General features: G+C 48.6%; 14 protein-coding genes and 1 riboswitch. Of the genes, 9 read left to right on the top strand and 5 right to left on the bottom strand.

Features of this window, described 5'->3' with window-relative positions:
• Nucleotides 1-278 precede the first annotated feature (278 nt).
• Nucleotides 279-923 (bottom strand): adenylate kinase, encoded by a 645-nt coding sequence (locus ACU70B_RS02295; protein WP_447184747.1) that lies wholly within the window; start codon nt 921-923, stop codon nt 279-281.
• A gap of 401 nt (nt 924-1,324) precedes the next feature.
• Between ACU70B_RS02295 and ACU70B_RS02290 the strand changes: the two genes are divergently transcribed.
• Complete coding sequence (locus ACU70B_RS02290; RefSeq protein WP_447184746.1) at nt 1,325-3,277, top strand: sigma-54-dependent Fis family transcriptional regulator; 1,953 nt, start codon at nt 1,325-1,327, stop codon at nt 3,275-3,277.
• A 190-nt stretch (nt 3,278-3,467) separates the two neighbouring features.
• Here the strand turns inward: ACU70B_RS02290 and ACU70B_RS02285 are convergent, their stop codons facing one another.
• Genes ACU70B_RS02285 through ACU70B_RS02275 form a run of 3 tightly spaced genes read right to left on the bottom strand, consistent with a single transcriptional unit; the run spans nt 3,468 to nt 7,513 of the window.
• Complete coding sequence (locus tag ACU70B_RS02285; RefSeq protein ID WP_447184745.1) at nt 3,468-5,381, bottom strand: acyl-CoA dehydrogenase family protein; 1,914 nt, start codon at nt 5,379-5,381, stop codon at nt 3,468-3,470.
• Nucleotides 5,354-6,694: an acetyl-CoA hydrolase/transferase family protein gene (locus ACU70B_RS02280; protein ID WP_447184744.1), complete on the bottom strand. Its 1,341-nt coding sequence runs from the start codon at nt 6,692-6,694 to the stop codon at nt 5,354-5,356. The genes ACU70B_RS02285 and ACU70B_RS02280 overlap by 28 nt, the downstream gene beginning before the upstream one ends.
• A gap of 39 nt (nt 6,695-6,733) precedes the next feature.
• Nucleotides 6,734-7,513, bottom strand: a complete 780-nt coding sequence (locus ACU70B_RS02275) for an enoyl-CoA hydratase/isomerase family protein (RefSeq protein ID WP_447184743.1) — start codon at nt 7,511-7,513, stop codon at nt 6,734-6,736.
• A gap of 634 nt (nt 7,514-8,147) precedes the next feature.
• On the opposite strand from ACU70B_RS02275, the gene ACU70B_RS02270 reads away from it, so the two are divergent.
• On the top strand, nt 8,148-8,678 hold the full coding sequence (locus tag ACU70B_RS02270) for a hypothetical protein (protein WP_447184742.1): 531 nt from the start codon (nt 8,148-8,150) through the stop codon (nt 8,676-8,678).
• A 283-nt stretch (nt 8,679-8,961) separates the two neighbouring features.
• On the opposite strand, the gene ACU70B_RS02265 is transcribed toward ACU70B_RS02270, so the two are convergent.
• A complete protein-coding gene (locus ACU70B_RS02265) occupies nt 8,962-10,278 on the bottom strand; it encodes a GntP family permease (RefSeq protein ID WP_447184741.1) in 1,317 nt (438 codons plus the stop codon).
• Between the two features lie 659 nt (nt 10,279-10,937).
• A riboswitch (TPP riboswitch) is annotated at nt 10,938-11,036 on the top strand.
• A gap of 97 nt (nt 11,037-11,133) precedes the next feature.
• On the opposite strand from ACU70B_RS02265, the gene thiD reads away from it, so the two are divergent.
• The 7 genes from thiD (at nt 11,134) to ACU70B_RS02230 (ending at nt 16,445) form a co-directional block, all read left to right on the top strand.
• A complete protein-coding gene (gene thiD / locus ACU70B_RS02260) occupies nt 11,134-11,943 on the top strand; it encodes a bifunctional hydroxymethylpyrimidine kinase/phosphomethylpyrimidine kinase (protein WP_447184740.1) in 810 nt (269 codons plus the stop codon).
• Between the two features lie 73 nt (nt 11,944-12,016).
• Complete coding sequence (gene thiM / locus ACU70B_RS02255; RefSeq protein ID WP_447184739.1) at nt 12,017-12,820, top strand: hydroxyethylthiazole kinase; 804 nt, start codon at nt 12,017-12,019, stop codon at nt 12,818-12,820.
• Nucleotides 12,811-13,434, top strand: a complete 624-nt coding sequence (thiE, locus tag ACU70B_RS02250) for a thiamine phosphate synthase (RefSeq protein ID WP_447184738.1) — start codon at nt 12,811-12,813, stop codon at nt 13,432-13,434. The genes thiM and thiE overlap by 10 nt, the downstream gene beginning before the upstream one ends.
• A complete protein-coding gene (locus tag ACU70B_RS02245) occupies nt 13,434-14,066 on the top strand; it encodes an MtnX-like HAD-IB family phosphatase (protein ID WP_447184737.1) in 633 nt (210 codons plus the stop codon). The genes thiE and ACU70B_RS02245 overlap by 1 nt, the downstream gene beginning before the upstream one ends.
• A 130-nt stretch (nt 14,067-14,196) precedes the next feature.
• On the top strand, nt 14,197-14,751 hold the full coding sequence (locus ACU70B_RS02240; RefSeq protein ID WP_447184736.1) for a helix-turn-helix transcriptional regulator: 555 nt from the start codon (nt 14,197-14,199) through the stop codon (nt 14,749-14,751).
• Between the two features lie 15 nt (nt 14,752-14,766).
• Nucleotides 14,767-15,573 carry an MBL fold metallo-hydrolase gene (locus ACU70B_RS02235; RefSeq protein ID WP_447184735.1) on the top strand — a complete coding sequence of 269 codons (807 nt, stop codon included), beginning with the start codon at nt 14,767-14,769 and terminating at the stop codon, nt 15,571-15,573.
• A gap of 17 nt (nt 15,574-15,590) precedes the next feature.
• Nucleotides 15,591-16,445 carry an AAA family ATPase gene (locus ACU70B_RS02230; RefSeq protein ID WP_447184734.1) on the top strand — a complete coding sequence of 285 codons (855 nt, stop codon included), beginning with the start codon at nt 15,591-15,593 and terminating at the stop codon, nt 16,443-16,445.
• Nucleotides 16,446-16,453: the final 8 nt, after the last annotated feature.

Here is a 16,453-nt window from a genome sequence, read left to right as displayed (position 1 = left end):
AAGGGAGATAATAGGCGGAGAAGCCTTTATAAAGGCATTTCTATAATCACATTTGTATTTTTGGCTAAATTTACTCCCCAAGGAACGCATAAGGTTTCAGAATCCAGAAATAACCCCGGTCTGAGCCATTTAAGAAGTAAAAGCTTATTCCGTTCCCTATCCCCAGAGTGTTACCCCAGGGTAACACTCTGGGGATTTATTAATCCTGAGTATTATCCGTAATCGTATATTGCCGGGGAATTGCAGCCGCTTTTTTGGAACTTCCCCATCCGGAGCATTCAGCTTTCCAGGCCCTGGCAGATATCTGCAAATACCCTGTTCAGTTCCTGACTTCCGTCAATGGTTTTTAGCAGTCCCTGTTCCCGGTAGTATGTCACCAGCGGTTCGGTTTGCCGCGCGTATACCTGTAGACGGTTGGATACAGTGGCCTCGGTGTCATCACTGCGCTGGTATAACTCACCCTGGCAACGGTCGCACTCGCCTGCTTGGGCCGGAGGGTTAAAGGCAATATGGTAGGTGGCGCCGCATTGACGGCATATGCGCCGGCCAGTCATCCGGCCAAACAATGCTTCATTGGGGACGTCGATGTTTACCACCGCATCCAATTTACGCCCCAGATTAGCCATGATCCCCCCCAGGGCTTCTGCCTGGAGAATGGTGCGCGGGAACCCATCCAGTAAAAATCCCTCTGCACAGTCATCAGCCCCCAGCCGCTCGGCTACGATGCCTATGGTTACCTCGTCAGTTACCAGCTGCCCCGCATCCATGAAGGCCTTGGCTTTGAGTCCCATCTCTGTCCCTTGCTTGATGGCCTTCCGAAACATGTCTCCGGTTGAGACGTGAGGAATGCTGAAACGTCTTGCCAGCATGCCGGCCTGGGTACCTTTGCCGGCCCCGGGCGGGCCCATCAGAATAATGTTCATATACTTCATCTCCTCGGTTGTTTTTACATATATCCCCGTCGGCTCCTCAAGATGAGGGACGGGGATAAGCTTCACCAGACCTAAGTCTGCCCAGTCACTTTTCCAACACGCAAATTATGTACCAGGTAAAAACCCACGGTCATCAATAACATCGCCAATCAGAGCCAAATGCCCTGTTCCACCCACCTTTCCCCTGCTTTTCACTTATCCTTCCGCCGCGCCCGCTTCGCATTTCCCAACCCTGTATCCCGGCAAAACAGGATAATATCAATAATTAAAGAAATAGGGCGGAAACATTCGTTAAGTCGTCAAATTGTTACCTATCACAGTTACAAAGCGGGTCATTTTTCTGTTTTCATATGTTATACTAACAGTGCAATATGGCCCAAGGAGATGATAAGATGCAGGATTCCGATCTGCGCAAAAAGTGGCTGCAGCTCCATAGACGACGTTCTTTCCGGGAAGATTTGCGGCCCGAGATTAAATACTCCTGGGAGCGAAGCTATGCAGCCGGCGTATCTCCTTTTCTGCGCCAGAATCCTTATATATGCACCCAGGAGGAATTAACCCGGGCTCAGGAGGCTTCTCACTATCTCCTGCAGGTCAGTGAGCCGGTTATGAACGACCTCTATGAATTTGTAGCAGGAACTGGTTTTGTTGTGGCTCTGGGCGACTCCCACGCCCGCGTACTAAAGGTCATCGGCGATGAGGAAGCACTGGACTGGGCTAAATCCGCCCGATTTGTTGAAGGCTCTATTTGGGAGGAAAATCTGGTAGGAACTAATGCCGGTGCTTTATGTTGCGACTTGGGCAAACCAGTGTCCGTTTTTGGCTATGAACACTTTTGCCTTTTTTCTCATGTCTCAGCTTCTTCCTGCGCCCCGATAATCGACCAGGATAGAATCAGGGGGGTTCTAATCATGGTTGCGCCTCACAACAAGGTAAGCAACCATACTCTGGGGATGGTGGTCGCTTCAGCCAAGCATATTATGTCAACAATGGCTTTGGAAAGAGTAAATCAGTATCACAAAGCGGTTATGGAGTCGATGTCCGAAGGAGTACTGGCACTGGATTCGAACGGCAATGTTACCTTTATGAATGATAGCTGCGCGCGTATTCTGCAGCTGCCCCATCATTCTTTTGTCGGCTTTAACGTTACCCAGATTCTGGGGGTCAGCGCAGATAACAACTACTTTGTCAGCAAAGTTACCCAGGGACGCACTATAACTGACGAGAATTTCAAACTGGTAACTCTGGATAATAACGGCATAAGCTGCAACGTGACCTGCAATCCCCTGAACAATCCCTGTAAGGCATCCGGCTCAGGTACCGTTGTCATAGTCAGGGAAAGCCAGCGTATCAACCACCTGGTCAGGAAATGGGTGGGCGGGGGCGCCAAGATTACTTTTGATAATATTATTGGTAGTGATCCCAAATTTCTGCAGGTCGTAAAAACAGCCCGGGCGGCGGCCTCGTCTTCCTCCAACATTCTGTTGCTGGGTGAAAGCGGCACCGGAAAAGATGTAATCGCCCAAGCCATGCATAACGCCAGTTCCAGGAGAAACCACCCCTATGTGGCCATTAATTGCGCTGCCTTGCCCCGCGACCTTATTGCCAGCGAGCTCTTCGGGTATGATGAGGGAGCCTTTACCGGAGCTCGAAAGGGCGGTAATATTGGGAAGTTTGAGCTGGCCGACCAAGGCACCATTTTCCTGGATGAAATTGGCGATATGCCACTGGACTTGCAGGCATCGTTGCTCCGGGTACTGGAAGAAAAGACGGTCATTCGTCTGGGGGGAACCAGGCTTATTCCGGTCAATGTGCGAATCATCGCTGCCACCAATAAGGATCTGGAAACAGAACTAAAACGCAATCGCTTCCGCCAGGATCTATATTATCGTCTCGGGGTAATTAAGATCACCATTCCGCCTTTGCGGGAAAGACCGGATGACATCCTCCTGCTGGCGAAACACTTTTTGGAGAGAATCTGCACTCGCTTTGCCAAACCAACTATGACTCTGGCACCGGAAGTGATAGAAGCTTTTCTGCATTACGATTGGCCGGGTAATATAAGAGAGATTCAAAACGTAATTGAAGGTGCGGTGCAATTGGCACCGGGCAATATAATTACTTACGATTTAATATCCGAGTATCTGAACAGTGACCTGGCCGACAATACCGGCTACCGGGGGCAGCCCCGGATCAGGGTTAATTCAGCCGTGCCCGATAAGGAAAAACAGCTTATTATGGAGTACCTGTCCAAATATAAGTACAATAAGAGCGAAGTGGCCAAAGCCATGGGCATCTCACGTAAAACCCTGTATAGGCGCCTTAACGATTACGGTATTCAGTAGCACGGCGGATAACAAGAAAACAAGGCAGGTGTGAACATGGGGCTAATAAGGATTTGCCCTTTACCAAGCAATTGAGCAGAGGAGCAGTGCCAAGGCTTAAATCAGCCTTGGCACTGCCATGGAAGAGGAATGATACTATCTAAAATACCAGGGCGGTGAGTCGCCCCGCGTAGCGGGTTTTCTAACCGACCTAGTACTGGAATGCTTCCGGCGGCACATCGATAACAGTATTATCCCCATCTGCTACCAGCTCCTCAACCAACCATACATTAGGGACAACATTACGCAGGAAGTAGCGGGCAGAAGCCACCTTGCCACGGTAGAAATTATAATCGTAGTGCTCTTCAGCCAGTTCCTTCATCTGCTTGTCCGCAACCAGAGCCTGATCCAGCAGATAGTACGCCCCCACCAGTTGCCCGGTAGCAGTTAGAATCCGGCGTGAAAAGGTGGGAATCAAACCAAACTGCTTATCGGCCATGTAACCGGCCATCAGCTTCTGGATTGCCAGATAAGACTGCAGGGCCCTACCAAGATTGATAAATTCTTTTTCAAACCCTACTGTCGTATCTTTATTTTTTTTAATGAAATAATCTATTTCCTTAAGCAATCCGGCAAAAACGGCGCCTTTACCCATTACCCACTTTCGTCCCAAAAGATCCATGGACTGGATATAATTGGTTCCTTCCCAGATGGAATAGATTTTAACGTCGCGAGCCGCCTGAGCTACCGGATATTCTTCACAATAGCCATAACCGCCATAGGCTTGGATTGATTCACCGATTAAGGACCAGGCTTCGTCACTGGTATAAGCCTTGGCTACCGGGGTCAGGCATTGAGCCATACCGCCAGCCCACTTCCTCCGGTCAGGGTTGGGATCATGATGCTCCACATCAATATAGTATGCGGTCTTTAGCAATATGGCCCGACAGGCTTCGGTAGTGGCTTTATTGAGGAGCAGCATCCTTTTTACATCTTCATGGTTGATTATTTGAGTGCGGCCTGCCCCGGGATTAGTCATCAGCCGCCCCTGAACCCGCTCGCCGGTATAAGCCGCTGCATTCCAGTAGGCATTGGCAGTTACGGAAAGCGCCAGCATCCCGGTATTAACCCGTTCTTCGTTCATCATCTGGAACATTTGAGCCATTCCCTGGCCTTCCTTGTTTTCCGCATCATAACTCCCCAGCAGCCAGCCGCGGCAGCTATTGTTATCACCAAAAGCGAGCGCTGCCGTAGCCGAGCCCTTGAGTCCCATTTTATGCTCGACCCCGGTTGTTTCCACGTCATTAGGTTCAAGGGTTCCGTCCTCATTGACCCAGTACTTGGGAACTACAAACAGGGAAATACCTTTAACTCCCGGTTTTGCCCCGTCGATCCGGGCCAGGAACAGATGAACAAAGTTGTCGGCATGGTCGCCATCACCACCGGTGATGAATATTTTGCTGCCTTTTATTCTGTATATACCGGGATCATCGGTAGGATAAGCTTTGGCAAGGATGTCCCCCACATCTGAACCGGCCGTAGGTTCGGTCAGGCACATGGTTCCGGCCCAACTGCCGTCCATCAGCGGGGGAAGAAATATTTTTTTAACCTGCTCGCTGCCATAAGATTGAATAAGTCCTGCAGCGCCGTTGGTCAAGCCAATATAAGCCATAAACGCCGGATTGGCAGCCGACATTATTTCCATGAGGGGCAAATACACGGTATAGGGGATAGTTCCTTCCGCTGCCTCATCTATATTGGCAGCCCCCCAGCCATTTTCCTGAATGTATCTGTATAATTTCTTAAATGATGCCGGCAGGTACACCTTGCCATTGTCGAAGTAAACCGGAGACTTCTCCCCGTCGTCGTTAGTCGGAGCAATCAAATCGGAAGACATCTTGTAAACCTGATCCACCATCATGTCGAGGTCCTGTTTGGAGTAATAGCCGTTATATTTGTCATAGGAAAATATTTCTTCGGTAGGGAGCCATTCTTTTAAGGCAAACTTTATATCTCTGGTATTATAGGAGAAATTTGCAGCCATTTTAATTCCTTCCTTCAAAAAATTCTTCAGGCCCAACTTCGCGGTTACACTTATCAGTTTATCCTGTTGCTTCTGCTCCATATATTCATCTTCCGGGCTTCCCCAATCAGTTGCTCCCTGAAATCCGGGTGCGCAATATTTATAAGTGCCTCCGCCCGTTCCCAGGTAGATTTGCCCTTCAGCATAACCATACCGTACTCAGTTGCTACGTAGTAGTTCAAAGACCGGGGGAGGGTAACAACGGTTCCGGGACTAAGGGCAGGCCTGATCCGGGAGTGTATATTACCCTGGGGATCCTGGTAGGTGGACGATATACAGATAAATCCCTTGCCTCCCCGGGATTTGAACGAGCCTACGATAAAATCCATCTGTCCCCCGGTCCCGGAAATCTGTTTGAACCCTGATGCTTCAGATGCAACCTGGGCATAAAGGTCAACCTCCAGAGCATTGTTTATGGCCATCACATTATCATTCTGGGCTATTATATAAGGATCATTGGTGTAGTCTACGGGATAGATGGCGCATACAGGATTGTCATCCAGAAAATCGTAAAGCCGTTTTGAGCCCATGGCAAAAGTATAGACCATCTTGCCTTTGTCCAGTGTTTTATGGATGCCGGTTATACGCCCGGCTTCGTACATATCAACATAGGAATCCGCCAGCATTTCGGTGTGGACCCCCAGGTTCTTCAGGTCGGATCTGGCAATCATGGCTCCGATAGCGTTGGGCATACCTCCAATTCCAAGCTGCAGGCAAGCGCCATCAGGTATTTCCTTCATTATCAGGCCGGCAATCTTTCCATCCACCTCAGTCGTGGGTACCTCAGGCAATTCGATCAAAGGCCGGTGGTCCCCTTCGACTATATAATCAATTTCGGATAGGTGTATGCATTCTCCATTGCCGCCCAGGCATCTGGGTATCGAACTATTCACCTCGGCAATGACGGTACGGGCTGTCTTGATAACAGACGGCGTAAGTGAACTGGAGGTACCCAGGTTAAAGAAGCCATGTTTGTCCATCGGAGTCACTTTTATCATGGCTACATCTACCGGAACATAACGGTCAACTATTGCCGGGCCTTCATGGTAGGTTCCCGGGATGTAATTACAGAGATTCTTGGCCTGTAGTTTCCTTTCCGCCCCGGTAAAATGCCAGTCACTGTATATGAAATGCTTCCTTTCCGGGTCAGCCACTGCTATTTTAGGGGGAAAGGGACAAGCAGTAGCCCTTACCATTACGTTTTCCAGTTCTTCCACCCTGCAGGCCAGAGCTGCGTCAAGGTACATGGAACTCATCATAAATTCGCCATAATGAACCAAATCCCCCGACTTTACCACTTTAACTGCTTCATCTACTGGAACAAGTTTGCGCTGATATTCTTCTCTGTAGTTCAAAATAACTCCCTCCTACAAGTTTTTCTATTATGTCCGAAGCTACTTGCCCTGGTAGACAGGCCGACGCTTTTCCATGAAAGCTCTCATGCCTTCTTTTTGATCTTCGGTCGCAAATAACATTGAGCAGGATTTTTGTTCATATTCCAGCCCCGAGCCTAAATCGACGTTGCCGCTATAATTTATACTTTTTTTAGCCATCTTTAACGCTATAGGAGGTTTGGCGGCCAGTTCAGCCGCCATTTTTTTAGCTTCATCCATCAACGAGCCGGCTGGTACTACTTTGGTAATTAAGCCCATGCTCAGGGCTGTTTCGGCATCTATCGGTTCACCGGTTAAAATAAGCTGCTTGGCCCAGCCTTCCCCGACCAACCTGGTCATACGCTGGGTTCCCCCGGTACCCGGGATTATTCCTAAATTAACCTCCGGCAGCCCGATCCTGGTTCCGATAGAAGCAATGCGGATATCACAGGCCAGAGCCAGCTCACAGCCGCCGCCTAAAGCCAATTTAGCTATTGCTGCTATCACAGGTATGTCAAGATTAGCCATCTTGTTTACCGCCTTGTTACATAATGCGGTAAATTCCATGGCCTCTATAGGGTCAGCGTTTTGAGCAAACCCGATATCCGCTCCGGCACAAAATACCCCGGCCCCACCTGTCAGAATCAATGCTCTGATCCCAGCATCAACTGCTACCTCATTCATCAGCTCATTGAGCTCCCTCATTATGCGCTCATCTATTGCGTTATAGACCTCAGGTCGGTTCAAGGTCACAATAGCAACATTATCTTCTTTCTCGTAAATGAGGTTTTGCCATTCCAAAAAATCACCTCCCGTCCATTCCGGGCTTCAATAAACACAAGTGCTCTTATCCAACTTTTCTCTGCATTTAAGGATCCCGTCGGGGGTTATATGCAGTTATCATGCCAGACTATCGGCACCATGAAACAGCTGCCTCGACGGGGGCGTAAGTATTAACCGCAACCCCCTTCGCTGCTTGCATTTAAGGATCTTCTACCCGCTGCAGAATCGGCTGTCCAGACATCATGGCAAAGGCGCATCATTGAGTAAGTGGTTACACTTTGTCCCAGGCCGCTACCCAAATCGCCTAAAACCTGGATACAAGATGAATACTTCATCCTATTTGGTTTAATGCGTAAATGCACTCGGCCGCCCCCTCATACCCTCTTCCTCGGATGATGGGGCCAATAAATATTTTTTATCCGCCTATAAGTTAATAATAATAGTGAAGTTATTCACATTTACTCCTAAAAGATATATAATGAATTCATAAAGTGAACTCATTCACAAACAGTCAGAAAGGGCAAAAATTTTTTAAAAAAGATTGTGAATAGTATCACATAAATATTTCCCTGAAGGAGGGTCGCTTTCCAAATAAACTACCGGCTGTAATTTTTAGTCTGCTTTAAAACGGACGATTTAAGGGGGTCATAAAATGCTAGCTAATAAAATACAAGTGAGACCAACCGTATCTGTCACCTGCCCGCGTTGCACCGAAGAGGTTTATTCGTTGGGAGCGGAGCTAAAGGATTATCTGGGCCAGTCTTATCTGGATCTGGGCGGACGGGTGCGTGAAGCCCAGAAAAACATGCTAAAAAAACTGGCAACCCGATATTTTGAAAACAAGAAAGAGATCACTAATCTAATCAATGCTGACCTTAATCGGGATCTGGCCTATTTTTATGAAAATGGAGGACCTATTATTGAACCTCCTGTGACCGAGCAAAATATCAAGGATATAGAGCCTTTCTTTTATAAGGCTATGGCCAACTTTTTCAGCCAGTTGGACGCCATGGCATATATCGTGGGGAAAGGCGAAATGAGCGTTACTGAACTGGAAAGAGAAACCTATCAGTATATCACCGGCCTTTTTAATATCATGGGTCGGCTGTACCAGAATCCGGAAGTTAGAAAGGCGTTTAACGAATTGATTAGGATCGAAATGAATCATAGTATTCAGCATTGATGTTGTTTTATCCAGATTAACCTCCGGGGGGGTGTGGCTGCAGCACACCTCCCTCCCCCCTCCGCCCTGACTACCGTCAGGAAATGCAGATAAGTAGAAAGCGCCATAATGACCCGGTTTTATGCGCTTCTACTTACCTTAAGCATAGGCTTTCTCTAATTATTTCCCGCGTTATACCTGGTTATTCCAATGTATTCCGCTTCCATAATCATTTACCGGCAAAGCTGCCCACCCTTTTTCATAGGTGCTGCTGCCTCGGGGCACGGCCTTAAGGCCGCCAGGGCTAGTACATTAAAACAGCCATGATAATGGATACTATCAAAGCAATTGTACTTCCCACCAAACCTACCCAGAAGATGTGCTTGTAACACTGTTTATGGGTTAAGCCGGTAATAGCCATCAAAGCGAAAACTACTCCGCTGTGGGGCATGCAGGATAACCCCCCGGAAGCGATAGCGCTTATCCGGTGAATTACCTCGGGGGCGATTCCGGTAGCCAGCCAGGCTCCGCTGAATGCAGGCATTACAATTCCCAGCGCCCCCGATGAGGAACCGGTTACAGCGGCCAGAAAACCAGTTATGGCTGACATCTCTACCAGGGCCCCGCCAGGCAGGCTGCCAATAAGACCTAAAATAACCTTAAAACCCGGTGCTGAAGCAGCGACAATGCCTACTCCAACCGCGGCAGCAGTAAAAATCGCCGGGGACATGGCATTTGCAGCACCTGCATTTAGCGTGCCCAGCTGATGCGGTATGAACTTATTCAACACTATAGCCGCAACAATAATTGCAGCTAAGAGGGCTGGTATGATTACATCGGATATTTTCATGGCACTGCCAATCAATATAATTGCTATGAGAACTACCATCGGAGCCAAGGCAGCCCCCAGGGAAGGGATTTCACCGGTACTGGCACCGGCATTGCCGTCGGCTGCGGTTCTTACATACTCTTCCCCGTTGTCCAGGGCTATTTTCAACTGCCATTTCATATACAGCAATCCCCATACCGTTACCGTGATTGAAGCAACGATACCTATCAGGGGGGCAGCCGTCAGGGTCGTACCCAATACGGTGGGAATGACATTCTGAATAGAGGGGGAGCCCGGGAACATAGTCATGGTAAAGGTAGCGCAGCCCAGAACCATAGGTGCCAACAGGAGATGCCAGGGTATGTTCAGTTCCCGGAACAACGGTCTGGAAAGGGCCACGATGGTGAAAATAACAATAAATATATTTACCCCGCCAAAGGTCAGCAGGGCGCCAATGATAAATACGGCTATCAGAACAGCATAGGGATTAGAACGGCCCGTCAATTTTAGTACGCTGTTGGCGATTGTAACCGTCGCCTTACTGTCCTCCAGATATTTGCCTAAAATCGCTCCCAGAATAAAAATTATAAAGTACTTGGTGATAAAATTGCCCAGACCGACCATATACGAGTTGGAATCAGAAAAAAGCGCCGGAATCAAGTCCATACCATTGGTCAAAATAATAAGAACAGCAGTAATAGGTCCGATGATCAATATACTGACACCCTTGAAAGCCAAATAGATGAGCAGGGCAATACCTATCAGTATGCCTAAAGAAGCCAACCAATCCACTTTTTACACCTCCGCTTATACTGTCTTACGACGTTTCTGTCCTACAGGCCAATGTGTGCTTTTTTTCACAAATATTGTTCTTACCGTTTTATCGAATAAATATATTTCGGGGAAAGGTCTCTGCTTGGACTGCCGGGTCGGGTTCACCCTGCAACGGCAGGATAATAAGCAAGCAAATTATCCCTTCGCTTATTGGTGAACCTAAATTCAATCGCAACGTGAACTTAGAGTCCCGGATTGTAATAGAAATGGTTTACTTGAACAGGTTTGGGACCGGTTTCAGTTGGATTATGCTCTGTTTACCGCATATTTCACCCCCCTGCGTTTTTCCGGACTCTTTACCGCCAGCCTTTTGCAAATGCCATACCAGGAAGGCGCTTTTTATAAATTTTAATTTTTACAGGCCCCTTTTATTTGTTCGCACTTCGGCATGTGCCCATTATTTCCCCATATCCGGTGCTCTTTGCAAAAAACACCGGCGTATAAAGGCCTGTTCCCTTTTATGCCAATTAGAACCAATGTTTCCTTTTTGTCGCCAACTTGTTGCATTAAGGATACAAACCGGTGCGGTAAGATTATTTAGCCTTGTCTTGATTTTATACCTTGACAGGGGGGGCAGGTTGTAAGATAGTTTAATAGACAACAGAATAACATCAACCACAGATTACTGGGGGAGCGAAAGCTGAGAAAGCCGCTACGGCTTGACCCTTTGAACCTGTCTAGGTAATTCTAACGTAGGAAAGTAACTGTATCGGGATAATTTGAAGATGCATTTGCTTGTGCATCTTTTTTTGTTGCTTTTACTCTTTAGGCAGGGGTTAAAATGCTTACTTCCCGACTGAAGGAGGAACTAAAATGAAAAACGTACTTAGCATCGCCGGTTCTGATTCCTGCGGAGGAGCGGGGATACAGGCCGACCTCAAGACATTCAGCGCCCTTGGCACTTATGGCATGACCGTAATAACTGCTGTCACCGCTCAAAATACCACCGGGGTGTTCCAGGTAAGAGAGCTGGATGGGGACATGGTTCAGGCGCAAATCAACTGCCTTTTTGAGGATATTGCCGTTAGCGCGGTTAAAATCGGCATGGTATCCAGTATTGAGGTTATTGCAGCTATAGCTGACTGCCTCCGGAAACATAAGGCCGGCAATATCGTAGTCGACCCGGTCATGGTTTCCAAAAGCGGATGCCACCTGCTGCGGCCGGAATCAAAAAATGCCCTGATACAGAACCTGTTCCCCCTGGCAACGGTAGTCACCCCCAACCTGTTTGAAGCCGAAGTTATAACCGGAGATAAGATTGACGGCATAGCGGCCATGGAAAAAGCAGCGCTAAAAATCCACGAGCTGGGGGCCGGTAATGTCATAGTGAAAGGCGGACATTTAACCGGTGATGCTATCGACGTGGTTTTTGACGGCAAGAAGCTTGATCATCTAAAGGGAAAGCGTATTTTTACCCCCAATACCCACGGAACCGGCTGTACCTTTTCTTCGGCCATCGCCGCCTATCTGGCTAAGGGGTACGGCGCAGCCGAAGCAATAAGGAAAGCCAAAGAGTACATCCATATAGCCATAGCCAACTCCCTGCCGCTGGGTCATGGCGCCGGGCCGACCCACCATTTTTATGAACTATACCGCAAGGCGGGTGTGGTAGCGGTTAGATGATTCGGTGCATGTGGTCAATGCTTGCAAAAGCAGACACGGAGAACGCAAAAAGCTAAGGAAAGGAGACAATGGTATGCTGGAGAAAATGAATGCCTGTTTACGTGCGGTAAAGGAGAAGACTCCTCTGGTGCAGGCCATTACCAATTATGTAACCATAAACGACTGTGCCAATATTCTTCTCTGTTTTGGCGCATCCCCGGCCATGTGCGAGGCCCGAATCGAGGCGGAGGAGTTTGTAGGCCTGGCTTCGTCCCTCTATATAAACCTGGGTACCCTTACTAAAGAACAGGAAGATGCCGCACTGCTGGCAGCCCGGCGGGCAGCTGAGCTTAAAAAGCCGGTTATACTGGATCCGGTAGCCTGCGGAGCTATCAGCCATAAGACCAGCTTCATTGAAGAACTCTTTAATTGCGGACCGGTCACCGTTATCAAGGGGAATATGGGGGAAATCAAGTCTCTGGCCGGATACCAGGGTAAAGTGAGAGGAGTAGATTCAATCGATGACGGCGATGACGCTATAGAAGCCTGCCAGAGCCTGGCGGAAAAATATAGCACCGTTGTTGCCGCTACGGGAGCAACGGATATCATAAGTGATGGGAGAAGAACCTGGCTGGTACAAAACGGTACCCCTCTGCTGACCATGATTACCGGAGCCGGCTGTATGGTGGGGGCTCTGGTAGCGGCTGCGGTTGGAGCCGATGATGATGCTCTGGCCGCCGCCGCCGCTGCCATTATGGCCTTCGGCCTGGCAGGAGAAAGAGCCGCCCAATCCCTTCCGGCAGTACTGCCCGGTACTTTCCGGGCTAAACTGTTTGACTCCGTCTACACCTTAACTGAGGACGATATGCTGAAGGGGGGCAAGCTGCAATGCCTGTAGACTACAGCCTTTACCTGGTCAGTGACCGGAGTATGCTTAAGGGCAGGAATTTGTTCCAGGCCGTGGAAGAAGCTATAAAAGGCGGGGTTACCCTGGTACAGCTGCGGGAAAAGAATATCTCCAGCCTTGATTTTTACAATATTGCTTTGAAGATGAAGGAACTGGTGAATCACTATCATGTACCCCTGATAATAAACGACCGCCTGGACATAGCCCTGGCCGTAGATGCCGACGGACTCCATATCGGACAGGAGGACCTGCCCCTCAAAATTGCCCGTAAGCTGTTGGGGCCGGGGAAAATCCTGGGCTATTCCGTCGCCAATCGAGGACAGGCGCTGTTTGGAGAGCGCAACGGAGCCGATTACCTGGGTGCCGGAACCGTGTTTCCTACCGGCAGTAAAGCGGATACCGGCGAACCCATCGGGACCGGGAATTTGCAAAAAATAAAACAAGCGGTTTCCATCCCGGTTGTTGGCATAGGGGGAATCGGAATATCCAATCTGGAAGAAGTAAAAGCAACCGGAATTGACGGCATATCCCTGATATCAGCCATACTGGGCAGTAATGATGTAGAAGCGGCATCCCGGAAGCTGATTAACCTTTGGAGGAAATAATGAAAAAGGAATTCTTTATAGACTTTGACGGCACCATAACCATAACCGACACCTGCCGGGCCATGGTACAGGCCTATGCCCGTGCAGGCTGGGAAGAACTCAACCGCAGATGGGAAAATAAAGAGATATCCACCGAAGAGTGCGCCAACCGTACCTTCGAGCTTTTTGATGCCACCCCCGGAGAGCTTAAAAAGCTCGTAGAGGGTATCGACATCGATCCCTTTTTCATCGATTTCTGGCAATGGTGCCGGGATAAGGATTATCCGGTCTACATATTAAGTGACGGTTATGATTTCAACATCCGGATCATCCTGAGTAAATATCAGCTAAGCATACCCTTCTACGCCAACCGGCTGGTCTATAACGGCGGTTTTAGCATAGAATGCCCCTATCTCAACCGGACCTGCGGCAACTGCGGAACCTGCAAGACCAGCCTGATGGGGGAATTAAAGGACGCCGACAGCCAGGCGGTCTATATCGGCGACGGCTATTCCGACATCTGCCCGGCCCGGCAGGCCGATATGGTATATGCCAAAGGCACTCTGTACAAGTACTGTATTGACCAGGGCCTCCCGGCCCTGGAATATCACGATTTCGGCGATATTCTGTCCAGCCTGGAGCATGGAAGCTAATTAACCGTCCATTCATTTCCGTTCAGCATTATTTTTCCGGATTCAATAGAACCGAAGCAATTTTATATATTGACATTAATATACCTTAATTGTAATATATGTTTAAACTTACATTCGGAGGAAAATCAGCATGTTAAAGTATATGCTCTTGGGCGCTTTGATGGAGCGCTCACTACACGGCTATCAGCTTAAATCCACGGCATTCCAAAAGATGTTTGCTGATTTCGGGATAAATGACGGCCAGTTATACCCGCTGTTAAAGAAGCTGGAACAGGCTGACCTAATCCGGAAAAACGTTGAACACCAGGAGGGTGCTCCCAGTCGTCACGTTTATTCTATAACTGCAGCAGGCCGGAAAGATTTTCGGCAATGGCTGGAAAGCAGCGAAGGGGAGGAAAGATCTTTTCGCTACGATTTTTTCCGCAAGGATACTTTCTTTGTCCGCTGTAATTACATTCAGTATTTGGATAAAGAGACTGCAACCGCAAAGATAAGACAGCAGATGGATACGGTAGCAAAAACTATAGCCGACCTGCAAAAAGCACGGGCAAGTATGATCAGCAGAAAGGTCAGCCCCCTTAGGATATCTATACTGGAGTATGGCATAAAGAGTCAGGAGACTCGGGCTGAATGGTTAAACGACTTTTTGAAGGAGGTGCAAAAAGCGGATTTTACTCCCGTGTAAAGGAGGCAAAACGAATTGTTGGAGACTAAACAGTGCGATTCAGTTACGTTATTGCGAATGGGGCGCAACATCGGCAAAAAGGTATTGTACTATGTCCATTGCTTTTTAATCGGGGAAACCCTTATAGATACCGGCACCATTTACGCCGCTGGCGAGCTATTATCGGCTCTGAACGGCAAAACCATAAGCACCATAATCAATACCCATCATCACGAGGATCATACCGGCAATAACCTCTTGCTGCAGAATCATTTCAAGGCCAAAATTTACGCCCCCGCAGAAGCTCTGCCTTTCCTGCTCGAGCCCCGCCGGGCCCGTTTGAAATTATATCAGTATCTGGTATGGAACTATCCGGAACCGTCTTCAGGCTATGCCTTGGGCAAGACCCTTGACACCGGCAGGCACACTTTCGATGTACTCCATACGCCCGGTCATTCACCCGATCATATATGTATATATGAACCCCAGGCCAAAATGCTTTTCACCGGAGATATGTTTTGCGGCGAGAAGGTTAAATACCTGCGTCAGGATGAGGACTTCAATCAAATTTTATCGTCTCTTCATAAACTGGAAAATCTCGATATTGAGACCGTTTTCTGCGGGGTTGCCGGGGCTGTTCCCAACGGCGGGCTGGCGTTAAAAAGGAAAATCACTTTCATGGAAGAACTGCGGTCCAGGGTTGGGGTCCTCTACCGCGAGGGTGTTTCCCCGGCCAATATCCGCAGGAATCTATTGGGCCGGGAAGGACCGATGTACTGGCTTTCCAGCGGCCACTTTTCCAAACAGAATCTGGTCAATAGCATACTGGGTCTGCCTCACTAAAACCAGGGGGGAATTCAATGGAAGAAATTAAAATAATCAAGGAAGGAATGCATCGCGCCGGCTATATTTGCGATGATGGGGCGGCTACGGTATTATTCCTGGCAGAGCAGTTGCGTAAGCCGATACTGGCAGAGGGCCCGGCTGGAGTCGGAAAAACCTCGATCGCCTGTGCTTTTGCCGCCATGAAAGGACTGCCTCTGATCAGGCTGCAGTGTTATGAAGGCATTGACGAGACCAGAGCGCTATACGAATGGAACTATAAGAAGCAGCTCCTGCATATCCAGGCGACAGCCAATCAGAACTTTACTGTAAGCGAAGTTGAGAAGGAGATATTTTCCGAAGAATTTTTGTTAAGGCGGCCTTTATTGCAGGCAATTACCGGTGCAGAAAGAAGCTGCCTGCTGATCGATGAAATCGATAAAGTAGATTTTGAATTTGAAGCCATGCTGCTGGAACTGCTTTCCGAATTCCAGGTAACCCTCCCCGAGTTCGGTACGATCAAGGCCTGCCATATACCTTTCGTATTTATAACCTCCAACGCCACCCGCGAATTATCGGAGGCCTTAAAGCGCCGCTGCCTCTACCTTTATCTGGACTTTCCCCGGGCGGAAATTGAAAAGATGATCCTGGAGTTACGGGTTCCCCGTCTAAGCCAAAGCCTATCCCTCCAGTTGGTGGAAGCCCTGCAGCAAATCCGCCGGATGAATCTGCGCAAACAGCCCAGCATAGCGGAAAGCATAGACTGGGCCTGCTCCTTGCTGGCTATGGGGCGGGAAGACATCAGCCCCGATTTCATGGCAGAGACCCTGAACGTCATACTCAAGTACCAGGAGGATATAAATAAAGTTAGAACCAAGCTCACCAAAGCTTAAAACTAACT

It is taken from the genome of Syntrophomonas curvata (assembly GCF_052976825.1).
The sequence above is the reverse complement of the archived record's forward strand: the minus strand, read 5'-3'. Positions and strand labels throughout refer to the sequence as shown.

Bases quoted from the DNA above. Each gene is read 5' to 3' on its own strand.
- ACU70B_RS02295 (WP_447184747.1), bottom strand. From the start codon at position 923: ATGAACATTATTCTGATGGGCCCGCCCGGGGCCGGCAAAGGTACCCAG.
- ACU70B_RS02290 (WP_447184746.1), top strand. From the start codon at position 1,325: ATGCAGGATTCCGATCTGCGCAAAAAGTGGCTGCAGCTCCATAGACGA.
- ACU70B_RS02285 (WP_447184745.1), bottom strand. From the start codon at position 5,381: ATGGAGCAGAAGCAACAGGATAAACTGATAAGTGTAACCGCGAAGTTG.
- ACU70B_RS02270 (WP_447184742.1), top strand. From the start codon at position 8,148: ATGCTAGCTAATAAAATACAAGTGAGACCAACCGTATCTGTCACCTGC.
- thiD (WP_447184740.1), top strand. From the start codon at position 11,134: ATGAAAAACGTACTTAGCATCGCCGGTTCTGATTCCTGCGGAGGAGCG.
- thiM (WP_447184739.1), top strand. From the start codon at position 12,017: ATGCTGGAGAAAATGAATGCCTGTTTACGTGCGGTAAAGGAGAAGACT.
- thiE (WP_447184738.1), top strand. From the start codon at position 12,811: ATGCCTGTAGACTACAGCCTTTACCTGGTCAGTGACCGGAGTATGCTT.
- ACU70B_RS02245 (WP_447184737.1), top strand. From the start codon at position 13,434: ATGAAAAAGGAATTCTTTATAGACTTTGACGGCACCATAACCATAACC.
- ACU70B_RS02240 (WP_447184736.1), top strand. From the start codon at position 14,197: ATGTTAAAGTATATGCTCTTGGGCGCTTTGATGGAGCGCTCACTACAC.
- ACU70B_RS02230 (WP_447184734.1), top strand. From the start codon at position 15,591: ATGGAAGAAATTAAAATAATCAAGGAAGGAATGCATCGCGCCGGCTAT.